The organism is Variovorax sp. BGA-UO-ETr-C22, from assembly GCF_059567965.1.
Genome location: NZ_JCAQPA010000011.1, coordinates 30147 through 44974, shown reverse-complemented (window position 1 = coordinate 44974; position 14828 = coordinate 30147). Strand labels below are relative to the sequence as shown.

Below are 14828 nucleotides of genomic sequence, written 5' to 3'. Positions count from 1 at the left end.
ATGGACTACAGCCAATCCTTCGCCATCAGCGCGATCGGCATGAACATCGAACGTGCGCGTGTCGACGTTGCCGCGCTCAACCTCGCCAATGCCAACACCGTTCAGGGTGTTGGTGGCGTCAGCTATCAACCTCTTCGGGTGCTGGCCGTTGCGCAAGCGAATGGCGCAGGGACCGCCAACGGCGCCTCCGGGACGTTCGGCGCCATGGTCTCCGAAGGGCTTGAAGGCTCGGAAGCGATCTCGCAAGCAGCGCCGCTGATGCGTATTGTTCCGGCCGATGCCGCGCCCAGGCTCGTGTACGAGCCCGGTCATCCGCTGGCCAACGAGCGCGGCTATGTCGCCTATGCGGGCGTCGACACCGCCACCGAGATGGTGAGCATGATGAGTGCGACCCGGGCCTATGAGGCGAATGTCTCCGCCATGAACACCACGCGTACGTTGGCGATGCGCGCGCTGGACATCGGAGGCAACGCATGACGGCATTTCTTCCTGTTGAAGCCTTGTCCTCGCTGTCGCAGCAGGCGCAATCCGCCGTGGTGGCGGCCAACATGCAGCCGGCTCGCACCACCGGCGCTGCATCGGCGCCTGACGTCGCATTGGCTTCCCAGTCTGTTCCTGGCTCGTTTGGGCAGCTGGTGTCGGACGGCATTGCGCAGGTCAACAGCCAGCTGATCGGCAGCCAGATCGATTTGCAGAAGCTGGCCACCGGCGACGCGCAGAACCTGCACCAGATCATGATCAACCTGGAGGAGAGTCGCCTGTCGTTCCAGCTGATGATGCAGGTGCGAAGCCGGCTGCTTGAGGCGTATCAAGACATCATGAAGATGCCGATATGAACTTCTGGCAAGGACTGTCACAGCGCGGCCGGGCGGGCCTGATCGCCGGGGTGCTGGCTATCGTGCTGGTGACCGCGGCAGCGGCCTGGTGGTTGCTTCGTACCGAATACCAGGCATTGTTCACCGACCTGAGGCCACAGGATGCACAGGCGATGACGACCGAGCTCGAGCGTCTGAAGATCCCTTATCTCCTGGGCGACAACGGCACCTCGATTCTGGTCGACAAGGCGACGGTGCACGCGACGCGAATCAAGCTCATGGGCAAGGAACTACCGCTGCAAGGCGCCGTGGGGCTGGAGCTGTTCAACAACACGGATTTCGGCATGACCGAATTCGCGCAGAAGATCAACTACCAGCGTGCATTGCAGGGGGAGCTGACACGGACCATCCAGTCGCTTTCGGAGGTGCGTGAGGTTCGCGTGCTTCTGGCCTTGCCCGAGCAGGGCCTGTTCAAGCAGGCAACCTCGAAAGCCAAGGCATCCATCACGCTCACCATGCGGCAAGGGCAGGCTCTTCGTCCGGAGCAGGTGGTGGGGGTGCAGCGCCTGGTGGCGGCCGCGGTGCCGGGCATGGCGACCCAAGACGTCACCATCGTCGACAGCCATGGGGTGGCTCTCACTCGTTCCGAAGGGAGCAATGGCGATCTGGAAGTCAATAGCGCGCGCCTGGACCTCAAGCGGGACACAGAAGCGTACCTGTCGCGCAAGGTGGCCGCAGTGCTCGCATCGCAGTTCGGTCCGGGGCAGGCGCTGGCCAGCGTCGACGTGACGCTCAACATGGACCAGATCCGAACCACCACGGAAGATGTGCTGCCCGCAGCTTCGCGCGCTGGCATGCAGGCGACCGGCGTGGTGGTGCGCGAGCGAGAGGTGTTGCGCGATACGGGCGCCTCGCTGGACACCAAGGTAGCCGAAACCGCCGGCGCGCGCGGTGGCAGCGCGCAGCGAGATGTCGAATACGCCGTGGGCCGCCGTGTCGAGCAGGTGGTCAGCCAGCCCGGCTCCATCCGCCGTGTGCACGTGGTCGCCGTGGTGCGCAAGGCGCTGGATACGTTGCAGGAAGACCAGCTGCGCAAGGTCATTGCAGCGGCGGTCGGGGCTTCGCTGGAGCGCGGCGATACCGTCGTGGTCCAGTCGCTGGTGGGCGGTGCCCTTGTGGCGTCTCCCGACGCCGCGGCCGGCGCAACGATGGCCCCCGATGGCTCTGCGGTCGACGCACCAATTGAGAGTCCTGCTGTCGGCGGCTTGTTCGAGAGCGGCAGTTCCTCTGGACTGAAGTGGCTGCTGGCAGGCCTGACGCTGGCGCTGTTGGTTGTGCTCTTGTTCAGGGGCGGTCGGCGTGATGCTTCGGCGTCCGGCGCGACTTCCGGCGCCACACCGCTGTCGGAGTCGCAGCGTGCCCTGGCGTTGCAGCGGGTGCGCGACTGGATGCGCGATTCCTCTTCAGTGCCTGCCGCTGGAGTCTCGAGCGGCAGCCCCCAGACAACTGCGCAGGGCACGAGGAGAGATATTTGATGGTGCCTAGTCCCGGCGTTTTTCGGATGACAGATCCGGATGTGGCCGTGCCCGAATCCAGCGGCGCGCGCCACGCCGCGCTGCTCCTGCACGCCATGGCGCCAGCGGATCGCACCTGGATACTCGAGGCGCTGCCGCCTGTGCAGCGGACAGGCCTGCAGGCGCTGCTGGCGGAGCTCGAGGCACTGGGGATCGAGCGCGATGCCGCGCTGATCGCCGATGCGACGGCGAGCGCAGCACCGGTCGAGCCGCGTCAGCCGGTGTCGGATGAAGACAGGCTTCGTACGCTCAATGAAGTCCAGTTTGGGGAATTCGTGCGCCTCATGCGAACCGAGCCCGTGGGGCTGATCGCCGAATGGTTGCGGCTTGCCGACTGGCCATGGCGAGAGCGCCTGTTGGCTGCGCTGGAGCCCGGGCAGCGCAGACAGGTCGAGGCCAATCTCGCAAGCACCGGTGCCGGCTATCGGACACCTCCCGGTATGCGCGCCGCATTGATCTCGGCGGCAGCGGCTCGGTTGCAGGACCACACGCCGACCGTGGGGGCAGGACCGAAGACAACCTGGCACGAACTCAAGCGCGCATTCGGTCGTGCGCTGCGCGGTGGGCATTCATTGTCGGGAGGCGTTCGGTGAGCGACAAGCAGCCGCAGCATCGCGACGTCGAGCGCCTGGGGGCGAACGAGCGTGCCGCAGCGGTTGTGCTGCGCGACGTCGTCATGCACGGCCAGGTGGCCCTGACGCGCCCCAGTCAGCGACATGCCGGCTCTGAACATATGCAAGGCGCAGAGTTCACCCCGAATCTCGCGCCAGTCCCTTTCGGTCGCAAGGGCGAGGCGAGGGGCCCACAGCCCGACCCGGAACTTCCAAAGATTCCGTCCGCCGCCGCGCTGGCAGAAGAGGAGGCTCGCCGCCTCGGCTATGAAGATGGCTTCGCCAGGGGCCATGCACAAGGGGGCGAGCGTGCCGCGCAGGAGGCCCGGCAGGCCGCAGCTCAAGCGCAGCAGAATGCCGAGCGTGAACTGGAAGAGCGGGCGCAGCGGTTGACGAAAGAGCTTCAGCAGCAGTTCCAAACTGTGCAACAGGCTCGTCTTGACACCCTGGAGAGCCTGATCGGCTCGCTGCCATCGCAGATCGACGCCAGATTGGCAGCCGTTGAAGACGACATGCTCGCGCTGAGCTTCGAGGCCATCTGCCGCGTGCTGGGAGATCGCGCGGTACAGCCCGATGCGGTGCGCGCGCAGATCCTCCAAGCGATGGAAGGATTGCGCGACCGGCGTCTGGTTGCCGTTCATCTGCATCCCGACGACCTGACGTCCCTGCAGGATGCGACAGACGCATCGACGTCCAACCTCTGGCGTGGCGACGATGTCAAATGGATTGCCAGCGCGCAGGTTGTGTTGGGGGGGTGCATCCTGCAATCTCCCGAGGGTGGCCTTGACGCGCGGCTCGAAACTCAATTGCACGCGCTGCGCGATCTGCTGAAGCAATCCCGCGCCGCAAGTCGCCTGCGGGATGCATGAGATGAGTGCCTTGGATGCCAGCCGTCAGGCCCTTCAGCGCACGGATCTTCGTCGGCGCATCGGTTGGGTCCGCGAGATGCAAGGACTGGCCATCGATGCATCGGGGCCTGATGCCGCGGTGGGTGAACTCTGCCGCATCCTGGTCCGGAAACCTCGCGAGGTGTCAGGCCAACCCGTGGTCGATCAGGAGACGGCACCTCTCGGTGTTCTGGCGGAGGTGGTCGGCCTGAAACCCGGCCGCGTCACGTTGATGCCCTATGGTTCCGTGGAAGGCATCGCCGCAGGTTGCGAGGTGCATGCCCTCGGGGCGGATTCGCAAATCGGCGTCGGTGAGGCATTGTGCGGGCGCGTGATCGACGGCTTCGGTGCGCCGCTGGATGGCAAGCCACGCCCATCGACTTCGCAGCGCCGTCCCTTGAAGGCCAAGCCGATCAATCCGATGCAGCGCCCGCCGATAGAGCGCGTCCTGGAAACGGGAGTGCGCTGCATCGACGGCTTGCTGACGTTGGGGCAGGGGCAACGCGTCGGCATCTTTGCAGGAAGCGGCGTCGGAAAAAGCACTTTGCTGGGACTGCTTGCGCGTCACGTAAAGACCCATGCCGGTGGCGATGGGCAAGACAGCATCAATGTGATCGCATTGATCGGAGAACGCGGGCGCGAAGTCCGGGAGTTCATTGAAAAGCAATTGGGCCCGCAGGGGCTGGCGCGATCGGTGGTGGTGGTGGCCACTTCCGATCAGCCCGCGCTGGCACGGCTGCGTGCGGCCTATGCGGCGCTCACGATTGCCGAGTACTTCCGTGACGCGGGTCGCAACGTGCTGCTGACGATGGACTCCATCACGCGTTTTGCGATGGCAAGGCGCGAAGTGGGGCTTTCTGCGGGTGAGCCGCCCACGGCGCGCGGCTATACGCCCTCTGTCTTTGCCGAACTTCCAGAGCTTTGCGAGCGCTGCGGCACGGCGCCCGGTGGCGGCTCGATCACTGCGCTGCTCACTGTGCTGGTCGAAGGCGACGATCTGAACGAGCCCGTATCGGATGCATTGCGGGCCATTCTGGATGGCCACATCGTGCTGTCGCGTCATCTGGCGCATCGCGGGCACTATCCGGCGATCGATGTGCTCAAGAGCGTGAGTCGGCTGATGCCGGAACTGGCCAGTGAAGACCAGCGCTCGCTGGCCGTTTCGGCGGTTCAGCAACTGGCCGTTCTGGAGCGCAACCGGCAGATGGTCGACATCGGTGCCTACGAAAAGGGCTCCAACGCCGAGCTGGATCGCGCCATCGAGATCGAGGCGGATCTGCAGGCATGGCTGCGACAAAGCAAGGGCGGTGTTTCACGCTCGGAGTCCATCCAAGGACTGCAGAAAATCCTCGCCTCCACGCCTTCGCCTGGAACGCAAAGGCAATGAACATGAATCCGAAGAAATTGCCCGCGCAGACGCGAGACGTTGATGTCCGCGGCTTCGTCTATGCCCTGGAGCCCGTGCACCAAAGGCAGCAATGGCGCCTGGACAAGTCGATGGCAGCGCTTGCACGGGCTCAGCAAGATTTGCTCGAGATCGAGGCAAAGATGACGCAAGTTCAGGAGGAGCATGACGTGTACGCCAAGGAGAGCGGACAACGCTTGCACTCGGGGCTGGATCCCGCCGCTCATCGGCGGACCCTGGGCTACTTGGCCCACTTGCGCGGCCGATGGGAGCAGCTTGCCCTGCAGCGCGATGCACTGTGCATTGCGCGTGATGGGCTGAGGCAGGAGTGCTTGATTCAGCAGATGAAACTCGATGGCTTGAGTCGCCATAAAGAGGACGCCTTGACTGAATATGCCGACGAGGTGCGTCGTCGCAGTAGCAATGAGCAAGACCGGGACTGGCTTGCCCGCCGCACCACGCCGAACGTCGCTTGGGAGGCCGAGTGAAAAGTTCTATGGACAGCACTGCAGCTGCATTGCGTGGAACGCTCCCGCCGCGCCGCGACGCATCACCGGCGCGAGGCGACGATGGGGAAGAGTCACAGCGCCAGCTTGCATGGCAGCGCGAGATGGAGCGCGCCCAGCTGACAAGTTGGTTCAAGCCAACTGCCACTGACAGCCAAAGTCACGCGGCTTCCTCAGGTCGAACCGCAGATCCGCGGCCCCGTCATGAAGCAAGAGGCGACGGACACGTCGAGCGCCGACCTGCCGAACGGGCCCGTTTGATCGCAGATGTTCCCGTTTCGCCGCAAGGGCGGCTGGAATCTTTGGATGCGTCGGTGCCAGCGCAACCTCGTCTGGCAGGTCCGCCTTCTGTCCTTCTTCCCAGCACCACGAGCACTCTCCTGGAGCGACGGATCGTTGCCGGAAACTCCTCCACAAGCGACCTTCAGATCGATGCTCGGCTGCCCTATCGACAGGCAGCTCTCGCGTTCCCGGCGGATCTACTGCTTGAAGCTGCCATCTCTACAGACGGCAAATCAGAAACCGAACCAGAGGCACACGATGGACCCGATGTGCCTTTGGCGCCCCTGCGCCTGCACGAAGAGGTCACTCCCCAGGGGAAGGCCATCTGGCTTGCGATGCGGGCCGATGACGAGGTGCTCCTGGCATTGCTGCCGAAGCTCGTGGCCGATCTGCAGCAAGGATTGCGTGATCGGGGACAACGCCTGTACCAGGTCGTTTGCAACGGTCGGCTGGTCTGGCGCGAAGACGCTTGGGTTCAGTCGGGCGATCCAATTCCCCAGAGCGCACAGCGCGGTCGCGTCGCTCTCAATTCAATCTACTCAAAGGAGGCATGATGGCCATCGATGCAATCAGCGGTTCCGGCAGCAGCACCAACCTGCAGGCCAGCAGCCTGGGGATGGAGGACTTTCTCAAGATCCTACTGACCCAGCTTACCTATCAGGATCCGCTCAAGCCCATGGACAACCAGCAGTTCATGGCGCAGATGGCTCAGTTCACGAGCCTCGAGCAGACACAACAGCTCAACACCAAGATCGCGACGCTGATCAGCAACCAGGCGGCGTTGCAGTCGGTTGGATTGATCGGGAAGACGGTCGATGTCACGACGTCGACGGGCTCCGTCACCGGCACGGTGAGTGCTCTCTCCCTTTCTGGCGACTCCCCTTTGCTGAGCGTCAAGACGGCGAGCGGGGCTGTTTTGCAAAACATTTCACTCAGCCAGTTGGTTGCAGTGCGTTGAGTGCGAAATGCAATTTCTGCTCAATGCAGTGGCCGCATTGAACTCACGAAGGGACACTCATGCTTGAATCCATCTACGTTGGAATGACGGGCCTGTTGGGCTATTCGCGTGGCTTGCGCGTGATCGCCAACAACACGGCCAACATGAACACGCCGGGCTTCAAGAGCTCCAGCCTGCAGTTCGCGGACCTGTTCTACTCCGGTCGGAATCTCAGCGGTGGCAATGCCAGCCAGAACTACAGCCAGGTGGGCTTTGGACTCGACACCGCGGGTACGACGCTTTCGTTCAAGCAAGGCGAACTGCGCCAGACCGGAAACAGCCTCGATATCGCGGTGGACGGGCAGGGGCTGTTCGTGCTGCAGGATGCAGACGGAAAGATCACCTATACCCGCGCCGGACAGTTCAAGTTCGATACAGAAGGCGTCCTGGTCAGTCGCCTCAATGGCGAGAAAGTCATGGGACTGGATGAAGGCGGCAACTTCTCGCCCATCACGCTCTCGGGGCAGATGATGGATCTGGGCAAGCCGAGCTCTCGTTTCAAGCTGGCTGGCAACTTGCCCAACACGACGACGGAGCAGCAGCCCAAGGTTCCCGTGGACAGCAAGTACACCCTCCAGGTGATCGATGTCGCCGGCGCCATCCATACATTGACTCCCAAGTTCACGAAAGGTGATGCAACCGGCGGCAACACGCCCGTCAAGGTCGAGTTGCTGGATGGAACCAAGGTTGTCAGCACAGGGCAGGTGGTCTTTTCCACGGGAAAGCCGACGCCGGAGACAGCCAAGGTGTCCATGACCTACACACCCGAAGGTCAGGCGGCGATGGCCCTGACGCTGGACCTGACGGAGGTCGTCTACTGGGCTGGCGACTACCAGGTGGAGATGAGATCGCAGGACGGCGTGGTTTCCGGCGCATTGAGCGGTGTGGTGTTCGACGACACGGGAACGCTGAAGAAAACCTATGCGAACGGACGAACGCTCGATGGCGCCCACCTGGCCCTGGCACGCTTCGATTCGCCGGACGCGGTGGGGGCGTTGGGCGACAACCAGTTTGAGGCCCTGAACAAGGATGCCTGGCATGTCGGTGTTGCGGGCCAAGGCGCGTTCGGTTCATTGGCCTCGGGAAAGATCGAGATATCGAATGTCGATCTGTCGCAGGAATTCAGTGACCTGGTGATCATGCAGCGGGGCTACCAGGCCAGTTCGCAGGTGATCTCGACGGCCAACGAGATGCTGCAGCAGCTGTTCTCGATGAAGAGCAAATGAATATCTCGTCTCCCGTCTCTGTACCTGGGTCAGCATTGCTTGGCGTCGTCGAATCGATGCACCAGGCCCGCCCCCTGCGCCACTGGAACGATCGGCAAAAGGATGCGGTGCGTCAGCGCTTGGCCTCGCTGCTCGGCGGTTGGCATTCCGAGTGGATCCCTGCACGGGAAGAGGCGCTCGCAGAGTCCGGGATCCAGGTAGGCGAACCCGACAGCGGCACCGTCCCGACTTCGGAGGGGATGGTGTGCTGGTCTTTCGCGGGCCCCTCGGGCCAGGTGGCCTCGCGAGGCCTGGGCCTTTTTCCGTCTTCGGACGAAGGCGACAAAGCCGCGCAAGCGGCAATCCGTGCCATTGCGACGCGGATGTTCACGTTCGACGAAACCGTGAATTCGGGCTCGACGCGAGAGCCCTCGAGGATGGCGCTTGTCGTGGCGCGTGCCGCGTGGGATGACTGGTTGCGGCGCATCCAGTCAGGTTTCCCGGGCTTTGTGATGGAGGCACAGGTTCCGCCAGGAGCAGGGGGCACCGGCACCTCTTTCAGTCCTTGGTTCGGTGTGCTCCATGCAAGCTGGCCGTGGCTGGGTGGCTCCTGGCATCTCGAGCTGCCGCACGACGCGGTGACAGTGCTTCTGGGCGACGTGGCCGAAACCGCGGCACAGCCACGCGCCGGCTCTCAAAAGTTGCCCAGGGTGCGGCTCGATCAAGCCCTTTCGGGGCTGCCCGTGGCGTTGCGTGTGATGCTCGAAGGCACGGAGTTGAACCTCGGTCAGCTGCAGGGCCTGCAGGTGGGCGACGTCGTGCCACTCGAGCACCTGATCGATGCACCGGCCCGACTTGTTGCTGCGGACGGTGCACCGGTGTGCCACGGCTGGCTGGGCCAGCGCGCCGGGCGGATTGCCGTCGAGTTGGCGACGCTGACATCGTCGACTGCGGTCGCAGAACCGCTCTTGAATACTCATCCATCAAAGGGAAAGACCCCATGACGACAGCCTTGGAAGGAATTGCGACCGAAAACCGTATCGGCGCATCCGCAACCGTCTCCGACGGGCGTACTGAAAGCAGAACACGCTCCCTGCAGGGCAGCGGCAACTCGCCCACTGCGCAGATCATTGCGCTTCCCGATCTCCATGCCGGTCCGGAAGACGGAGCCGTCGATCGAGCCGGTGACGCCACGGTTCTCAGGGATTGGAACCCGTTGCATCAGATCAAGGCCAAGCTGCAGGTGTGCGTTGGAGAGGTCACCCTGACGGTTGGCGAATTGCTTGGCGCCAAGGAGCATCAGGTCCTGCGTCTCGATCGCGAGATCGATCAACCCGTGGAACTGACCATAGAAGGCCGGGTGGTGGCGAGAGGTCAACTCGTTGCAGTCGAGGGCCATTTCGCGGTTCGACTCACCGAGCTGCCCGTTGCGTTGAACCTGGGTTCGGGTTCCTGACGAATGAGTGCCGGGGCTAATCGGCGGATGTGGATCGGCGCGTGCAAGTTGCTTCTTGTCTGCGGCGCGGTCATGGCAGCAGGGCTGCTCACGACGCGACTCAGCTACGCGCAAGATGCGCGCGGCGACAACGGGGCTGCGACATTCGCAAGCGGCGTCAGCTTGCCTTCCAGCATTCCAGTCAAGCGTGAGCAGTCGAGCGACGCCTCGGGGCGCTCTGATGATCGTTGGTGGGTCGCGGTGGTGGCTGTCGGCGGACTGCTCGCGGTAGCCACGGCGATTGCCCGGCGAAAGGTCTTGGGGGGCAAGGGCAAGACTTCGTGGCCGCGTCTAGGGGGGCTGCTCGATACGGTGTCCTCGCATGAGATTGAGAGGGTTTCGAGCACGCGCCTGTCGCCGAGCCACAGCCTGCACGTCGTGGTCTGGGAAGGGCGGCGACTCTTGCTGGGATGCTCGGACCAGTCGATTCAATTGCTCTCCGAGTCTAGCCCCGCGGTCCAGGACGCTCACCGCGCTCAGGGGCAAGCAGTGGCAGCGAACGCCTCCTCCGACAAGGCTCAACGATGACGCGTTTCGCAGCCGGTGGGGATCGCCGAGGCGGGCTGTCGTTGTATCTGGCGGCAGTTCTTGTGCTGGTCGCCGGTTTCTTGCTGGGCTGGCCCACAGGTGACGCGCGTGCGCAGGCAGCGCCAGAATCGATCGTTTCGCCACAGAAGGCGAGCGACACCGCGGGGGCAGACGCGCCTGGTCCTGCCGCGACAACGTCGACGCAGGCGCCGAAGGAGACCGAAGCCCGAGGTGCTTCCAAGCTCGGCGGCAAGTCAAGCACCGTGCGGTCGCCCTCGGCGATGCCCGCACCTGCAGCTGCTCCGGCCACCGAAACCGCGCAAGCCCTGCGCGTGGTGCTTGGCCTCACCGTGCTGGCGATCCTGCCGGCCTTGCTGGTCTGCCTGACAAGCTTTTTGCGCATCATTGTCGTGCTGTCGATGCTTCGTCATGCCATCGGCATGAACGAGACGCCGCCCAACACGGTCCTGATCGGCCTTGCCCTTTTCCTGACCCTGTTCACCATGTCGCCGGTGCTGCAGAAGGTCAATCAGGAAGCGTTTGAGCCTTTCATGGCGGGCAAGCTTTCGATGGAGGACGGATATGGAAAGGGCATTGCACCGCTGCGCGATTTCATGGTCCGGCAAACGCGTGAGGCTGACCTGGCGTTGATGGTCGAGTTGTCCAAGGCGCCGGTACCCAAGTCGATGGACGACATCAGCAACGTGCAACTCATCCCCTCGTTCATGCTCTCGGAGCTGCGCGCTGCGTTTCAGATCGGGTTCGTGATCTTCCTGCCGTTCCTGCTCATCGATCTGATCGTCTCTAGCGTTCTCATGGCGCTTGGAATGATGATGATGCCGCCGACCACCATCGCGCTGCCGCTGAAGGTCCTGATGTTCATCCTCGTCGATGGCTGGAGCCTCGTGCTCAAGGCACTCGTTGGCAGCTTTCACTGAGCAACCGGGTGCGCAGGCATGTCCCGTCTAAGCTCCTCCCCGGCGACGCCTCCTGTTGGGCCGTTGTTCGGTGCCAAGATCGAGGAAGACGGCGTCGAGGCGACAGCGGCGGGAAGTTCAGAACTCCAGGACACCCTCTGGCGCCGCTGGCGTGAAGCCGGTGACGAAGCCGCACGAGCCCAGTTGATCGAGCAGCATCTGCCGTACGCACGCATGATGGCGGCCACCGTCTATGGGCGGCGTACCCACAACGACATCGAATTTTCGGACTACCTGCAACTGGCACGCATCGGACTGATCGAGGCGGTGGATCGCTTCGATCCTGCGCAGGGGGCCCAGTTCAAGACTTTCGCGGCCAAGCGGGTACAGGGCGCCATCCTCAATGGTCTGCCGCGGTTGACCGAGAAGAACCAGCAGATCAGCACCATGATGCGCCTGCGTCACGAGCGGCTTGAGGCGGTGAAGGAGGCGGCATCCGAGGAGATCACTCACGATAGCGAAAGCATTCCAGGCGAGCCGGCGCCGCCGCGCGACGCGGACAAGTTGTTTCGCTATCTGGCAGAGGTCGGTATCGGGATCGCGCTCGGTGTCCTGCTCGAGGACACCGGCATGGTGGATGCCGAGGCCTTCGGCAGCGATGACCATTCCCCTTCTCCGGAGATCAGCTATTTCCGAAAATCGGAGATCCATCAGCTGCGTACGGTCTTACGCGGCCTCGTGGATCAATTGAATGACCGGCAGAAGACTGTGATCCGCTATCACTACCTGCAAGAGATTTCGTTCAGCGAGATCGCGGCGTCCATGAACCTCACGCGAGGGCGGGTATCCCAGTTGCATCGGGAGGGGCTGTCCCGATTGCGTGAGCTGCTCGGCAAAGACGCGCGCTGCGACGTGTCGTGGTGACCCCCTGTGTCAAGAAACCCAACTCTTACTTCTCTCTCATGACTGACTCGACTGCATCTTCCCATCCCAGGGTGATTTCGCACAACGATGCCCGGCTGACGGCGGCGCTTCAGCGCCTGGATCGGCTCGAGGGCTTTCTTCGGGAAGATCCCTCGAACGATCTCTTGTTGATCGACGCATTCGAGACGGCGCTGTTGTGCGGTGAGTGGGAGCGCGCTCGTGCTCACTTGCAAAGCGGACAAGCCCACAGTCCCGAGCCGCTCGCCTGGCGTCTGCGCGAAGGCGACGTCTGGCTTGCACAACAACGCTATGAGGAAGCGCTGGGTGTTCTCGAGGCATTGCAGAAGGCGCCTCAGCCGCCTGCTGGATTTGCCGAGGTTCTGCTGCACAACCTGGCCTTCATCGAATTCCGTCGTGGTCGTCTTGCGGACTGCGTAAATCGTCTGGCCTCCACGCTCGAAGCGCCAGCCGTGTCCGATATTGATACCGTTTCTCCGCCAGCGACGCGTGCACTGCAGCAGCTTTGGCTGCGAGCGATGCATCACGATGGTCAGTTGGATCGGGCGTTGGCCTGGACGCGCGCCGCAGAACAGCGGCGCGCGCTGGATGCTCAGGCGGCTGGGGTGGCCAGCCTGATCGCGATCGATGCGTCGGATTTCACGGCAGCGCAGCGGTGGTCCAGTGCCAGTCTCTCGAGCGGCGCGTCCGCAGATCATCCAGTGGAAGCGTTGATCGCTCAGGCGTCGCTGGCGCTTGCTGCGCGGGATGCAACGCTGGCTGCCCGATTGGCGGATGTCGCATTGCAACGCCAGCCCGGGGACGGCAGGGCATGGTCGACACGCGGCTTTGCGGCGCTGCTGGCTGGCGACCTTGCCGCTGCCCGCGACGCCTTCGAACGGGCGGTGACCGCGATGGCGAGCCACATCGGGACCTGGCACGGCCTGGGATGGACACAGATCTTGCAGGGTGACCTGGCCGGTGCGCGCATGAGCTTCGACGCCGCTCTCGCGTTGGATCGGAACTTCGCGGAGAGCCATGGCGGCCTGGCCGTTGTGCTTGCCATGCAGTCGTCGACGCAGGAAGCCCAGTCGCATGCAGAGCTTGCCTTGCGACTCGACAGGAGCAATCTGTCGGGCAGATATGCACAAGCCTTGCTCAGTGGCGAAGTGAAGGATGCCAACGATGTGCAGCGTCTGGCGCGGCGATTATTCGGGGGGCGGGCGGGACCGCTAGGGGGCGACATGGCCGATTTGTTTCAGCCTCCCGTCGACGGAGCCGGTTGAAGAACGAGGGCGTGCGCGCCTCCGGTGTCAGCGGCTCGGCTTGTGCGCTTCGGCGTTTGGCCGGGGTGACCCGGCTTCGGCCAACAGAAGGTTGCCTGCTTCGTGCAAAGCCGTGCTTAGTTCGGTATCGCCTTCCATGCGCTGAAGCACTGCATCGACCATTTGCTCGAAACCCTTGTCGTCCAACCGGTCGCGACCGAACTCCTGCGTCAGAACGGATTCCAGAAAGATCCGAAAGGCCTTCTTCTGCCGCTGCGGGTCGTTGGGCGACAAAGCCCGAACGCGCAGCGCCACCATCTGACGGATCTGGGCGTCTGCGTTGCTTTCGTCGCTGCTGCCGCGTTCGCTTCTGGCGGGTGCCGAACCTTCATTCCCACCGGGCGGTGCCTGGAGATCCTGTCGCTCAGGGCCTTGTCCCGAGAGTCGATGCCGGCTCTGGGCCTTGAACTGTGCAGCGAATTGGGCGCGAATCAGCGCCGCCAGCTGAGTGGAGGGATCGATCATGAGCTGATGTGTCGGCGCAGCCGCTCCGACGCTGGAGATTCATTCCGAACCATCAATGTGCAGGCCCTTGCTGCTGGTAGTTGGCCAGCAACACGTGGTTGTCGGTGCTGTCGGTGGGACGGTCTTGGTCGTCCGCAGCCGTGTGCGTTGAGCTCAAAGCCTTGATGCCTGCGATGACCTTCTCGATGTCCGCCGACAGTGCATCGTTCGTGGTGTTGAGCACCAAGCCCTTCTGGTAGTGCTGCAAGGCTTCGTCGAAACGGTCTTGCGCCAAGGCTGCGAACCCGTTCACGAAATGCGGCAGGGGGTCTGTATCCGGTAGCCCCAGCAACGGCTGCCAGGTGATGAGCGCCGTGGCGGCTCGTCCCGAACTGAACTGCAGCAGGCCCAATTGATATCGGGCCATCGCGAAGCCGGGTGCTAGCAGGGTTGCGTTGGCGAATGCCGCTTCGGCCAGTTCCATCTGGCCAAGCGTGGCCAGTTCAGCGCCAAGCAGGAACTGCGGAAGGCTCGAACCTGGATCGGCCGCACTTGCCTTTTGGAACAGGTCGATGGCCTGAACACCGTCGTTGGCTTGGCTTGCGGCGATGCCTTGAGACATCAGCGTGTCGAAGGAGGTCGGCTCGGGTTGTTTCATGATTCGATGGCTGAAGAAGCTGACGCTCAAAGAGCAGTCGAACGGATGCCTGCAAGGTATCCGCCGTTACGCATTGTCGTACTGAGTGGTGTAGCGAACCATCTATCGGATTGCCGCACCCACTCCGAATCGACTGCGTCGTTGGTCAATCTATCCGCTGCAATCCGAAGGTGTTAAGGAAAAGTCGACCTTTCTGGAGGGGATTGAAGCCATTGCTAAACGAATGGCGGGGCGTCTGGATGAGTTGTCCAGAACCGT

At 63.2% G+C, this 14828-nt stretch carries 18 protein-coding genes; 16 read left to right on the top strand and 2 right to left on the bottom strand.

The window, feature by feature from the left end; genetic code table 11:
* From flgC to AC57B8_RS20015, 16 genes are all read left to right on the top strand, one after another.
* Positions 1-477, top strand: a complete 477-nt coding sequence (flgC, locus tag AC57B8_RS20090; RefSeq protein ID WP_307695872.1) for a flagellar basal body rod protein FlgC — start codon at positions 1-3, stop codon at positions 475-477.
* A complete protein-coding gene (fliE, locus tag AC57B8_RS20085; protein ID WP_496480576.1) occupies positions 474-836 on the top strand; it encodes a flagellar hook-basal body complex protein FliE in 363 nt (120 codons plus the stop codon). Before flgC ends, fliE begins: the two co-directional genes overlap by 4 nt.
* A complete protein-coding gene (fliF, locus tag AC57B8_RS20080) occupies positions 833-2350 on the top strand; it encodes a flagellar basal-body MS-ring/collar protein FliF (protein ID WP_496480575.1) in 1518 nt (505 codons plus the stop codon). The genes fliE and fliF overlap by 4 nt, the downstream gene beginning before the upstream one ends.
* Positions 2351-2376: 26 nt before the next feature.
* On the top strand, positions 2377-2982 hold the full coding sequence (locus tag AC57B8_RS20075) for a hypothetical protein (protein WP_496480574.1): 606 nt from the start codon (positions 2377-2379) through the stop codon (positions 2980-2982).
* On the top strand, positions 2979-3869 hold the full coding sequence (locus AC57B8_RS20070) for a FliH/SctL family protein (protein WP_496480573.1): 891 nt from the start codon (positions 2979-2981) through the stop codon (positions 3867-3869). Before AC57B8_RS20075 ends, AC57B8_RS20070 begins: the two co-directional genes overlap by 4 nt.
* Position 3870: 1 nt before the next feature.
* A complete protein-coding gene (locus tag AC57B8_RS20065) occupies positions 3871-5274 on the top strand; it encodes a FliI/YscN family ATPase (protein ID WP_496480572.1) in 1404 nt (467 codons plus the stop codon).
* Between the two features lie 2 nt (positions 5275-5276).
* Positions 5277-5780, top strand: coding sequence for a hypothetical protein (locus AC57B8_RS20060; protein ID WP_496480571.1), 504 nt, complete (start codon positions 5277-5279; stop codon positions 5778-5780).
* A gap of 8 nt (positions 5781-5788) precedes the next feature.
* Entirely contained in the window at positions 5789-6634 is an 846-nt protein-coding gene (locus AC57B8_RS20055; RefSeq protein ID WP_496480570.1) for a hypothetical protein, read from the top strand.
* Positions 6634-7038 (top strand): flagellar hook assembly protein FlgD, encoded by a 405-nt coding sequence (locus AC57B8_RS20050; RefSeq protein WP_496480569.1) that lies wholly within the window; start codon positions 6634-6636, stop codon positions 7036-7038. Before AC57B8_RS20055 ends, AC57B8_RS20050 begins: the two co-directional genes overlap by 1 nt.
* A 59-nt stretch (positions 7039-7097) precedes the next feature.
* On the top strand, positions 7098-8303 hold the full coding sequence (locus AC57B8_RS20045; RefSeq protein ID WP_496480568.1) for a flagellar hook protein FlgE: 1206 nt from the start codon (positions 7098-7100) through the stop codon (positions 8301-8303).
* On the top strand, positions 8300-9286 hold the full coding sequence (locus tag AC57B8_RS20040) for a FliM/FliN family flagellar motor switch protein (RefSeq protein ID WP_496480567.1): 987 nt from the start codon (positions 8300-8302) through the stop codon (positions 9284-9286). The genes AC57B8_RS20045 and AC57B8_RS20040 overlap by 4 nt, the downstream gene beginning before the upstream one ends.
* Positions 9283-9738, top strand: coding sequence for a FliM/FliN family flagellar motor switch protein (locus tag AC57B8_RS20035; protein WP_496480566.1), 456 nt, complete (start codon positions 9283-9285; stop codon positions 9736-9738). The genes AC57B8_RS20040 and AC57B8_RS20035 overlap by 4 nt, the downstream gene beginning before the upstream one ends.
* A 3-nt stretch (positions 9739-9741) precedes the next feature.
* Positions 9742-10305 carry a flagellar biosynthetic protein FliO gene (locus tag AC57B8_RS20030; RefSeq protein ID WP_496480565.1) on the top strand — a complete coding sequence of 188 codons (564 nt, stop codon included), beginning with the start codon at positions 9742-9744 and terminating at the stop codon, positions 10303-10305.
* The gene (gene fliP, locus AC57B8_RS20025) at positions 10302-11243 is read left to right on the top strand and encodes a flagellar type III secretion system pore protein FliP (protein ID WP_307695859.1); all 942 of its coding nucleotides are present in this window, start codon (positions 10302-10304) and stop codon (positions 11241-11243) included. Before AC57B8_RS20030 ends, fliP begins: the two co-directional genes overlap by 4 nt.
* A gap of 63 nt (positions 11244-11306) precedes the next feature.
* Positions 11307-12146, top strand: a complete 840-nt coding sequence (locus tag AC57B8_RS20020) for a sigma-70 family RNA polymerase sigma factor (RefSeq protein ID WP_496480564.1) — start codon at positions 11307-11309, stop codon at positions 12144-12146.
* 38 nt (positions 12147-12184) lie between these two features.
* On the top strand, positions 12185-13429 hold the full coding sequence (locus AC57B8_RS20015; protein WP_496480563.1) for a tetratricopeptide repeat protein: 1245 nt from the start codon (positions 12185-12187) through the stop codon (positions 13427-13429).
* Positions 13430-13456: 27 nt separating this feature from the next.
* Here the strand turns inward: AC57B8_RS20015 and AC57B8_RS20010 are convergent, their stop codons facing one another.
* Positions 13457-13933, bottom strand: a complete 477-nt coding sequence (locus AC57B8_RS20010) for a hypothetical protein (protein WP_496480562.1) — start codon at positions 13931-13933, stop codon at positions 13457-13459.
* 52 nt (positions 13934-13985) lie between these two features.
* A complete protein-coding gene (locus tag AC57B8_RS20005) occupies positions 13986-14570 on the bottom strand; it encodes a hypothetical protein (protein WP_496480561.1) in 585 nt (194 codons plus the stop codon).
* Positions 14571-14828: the final 258 nt, after the last annotated feature.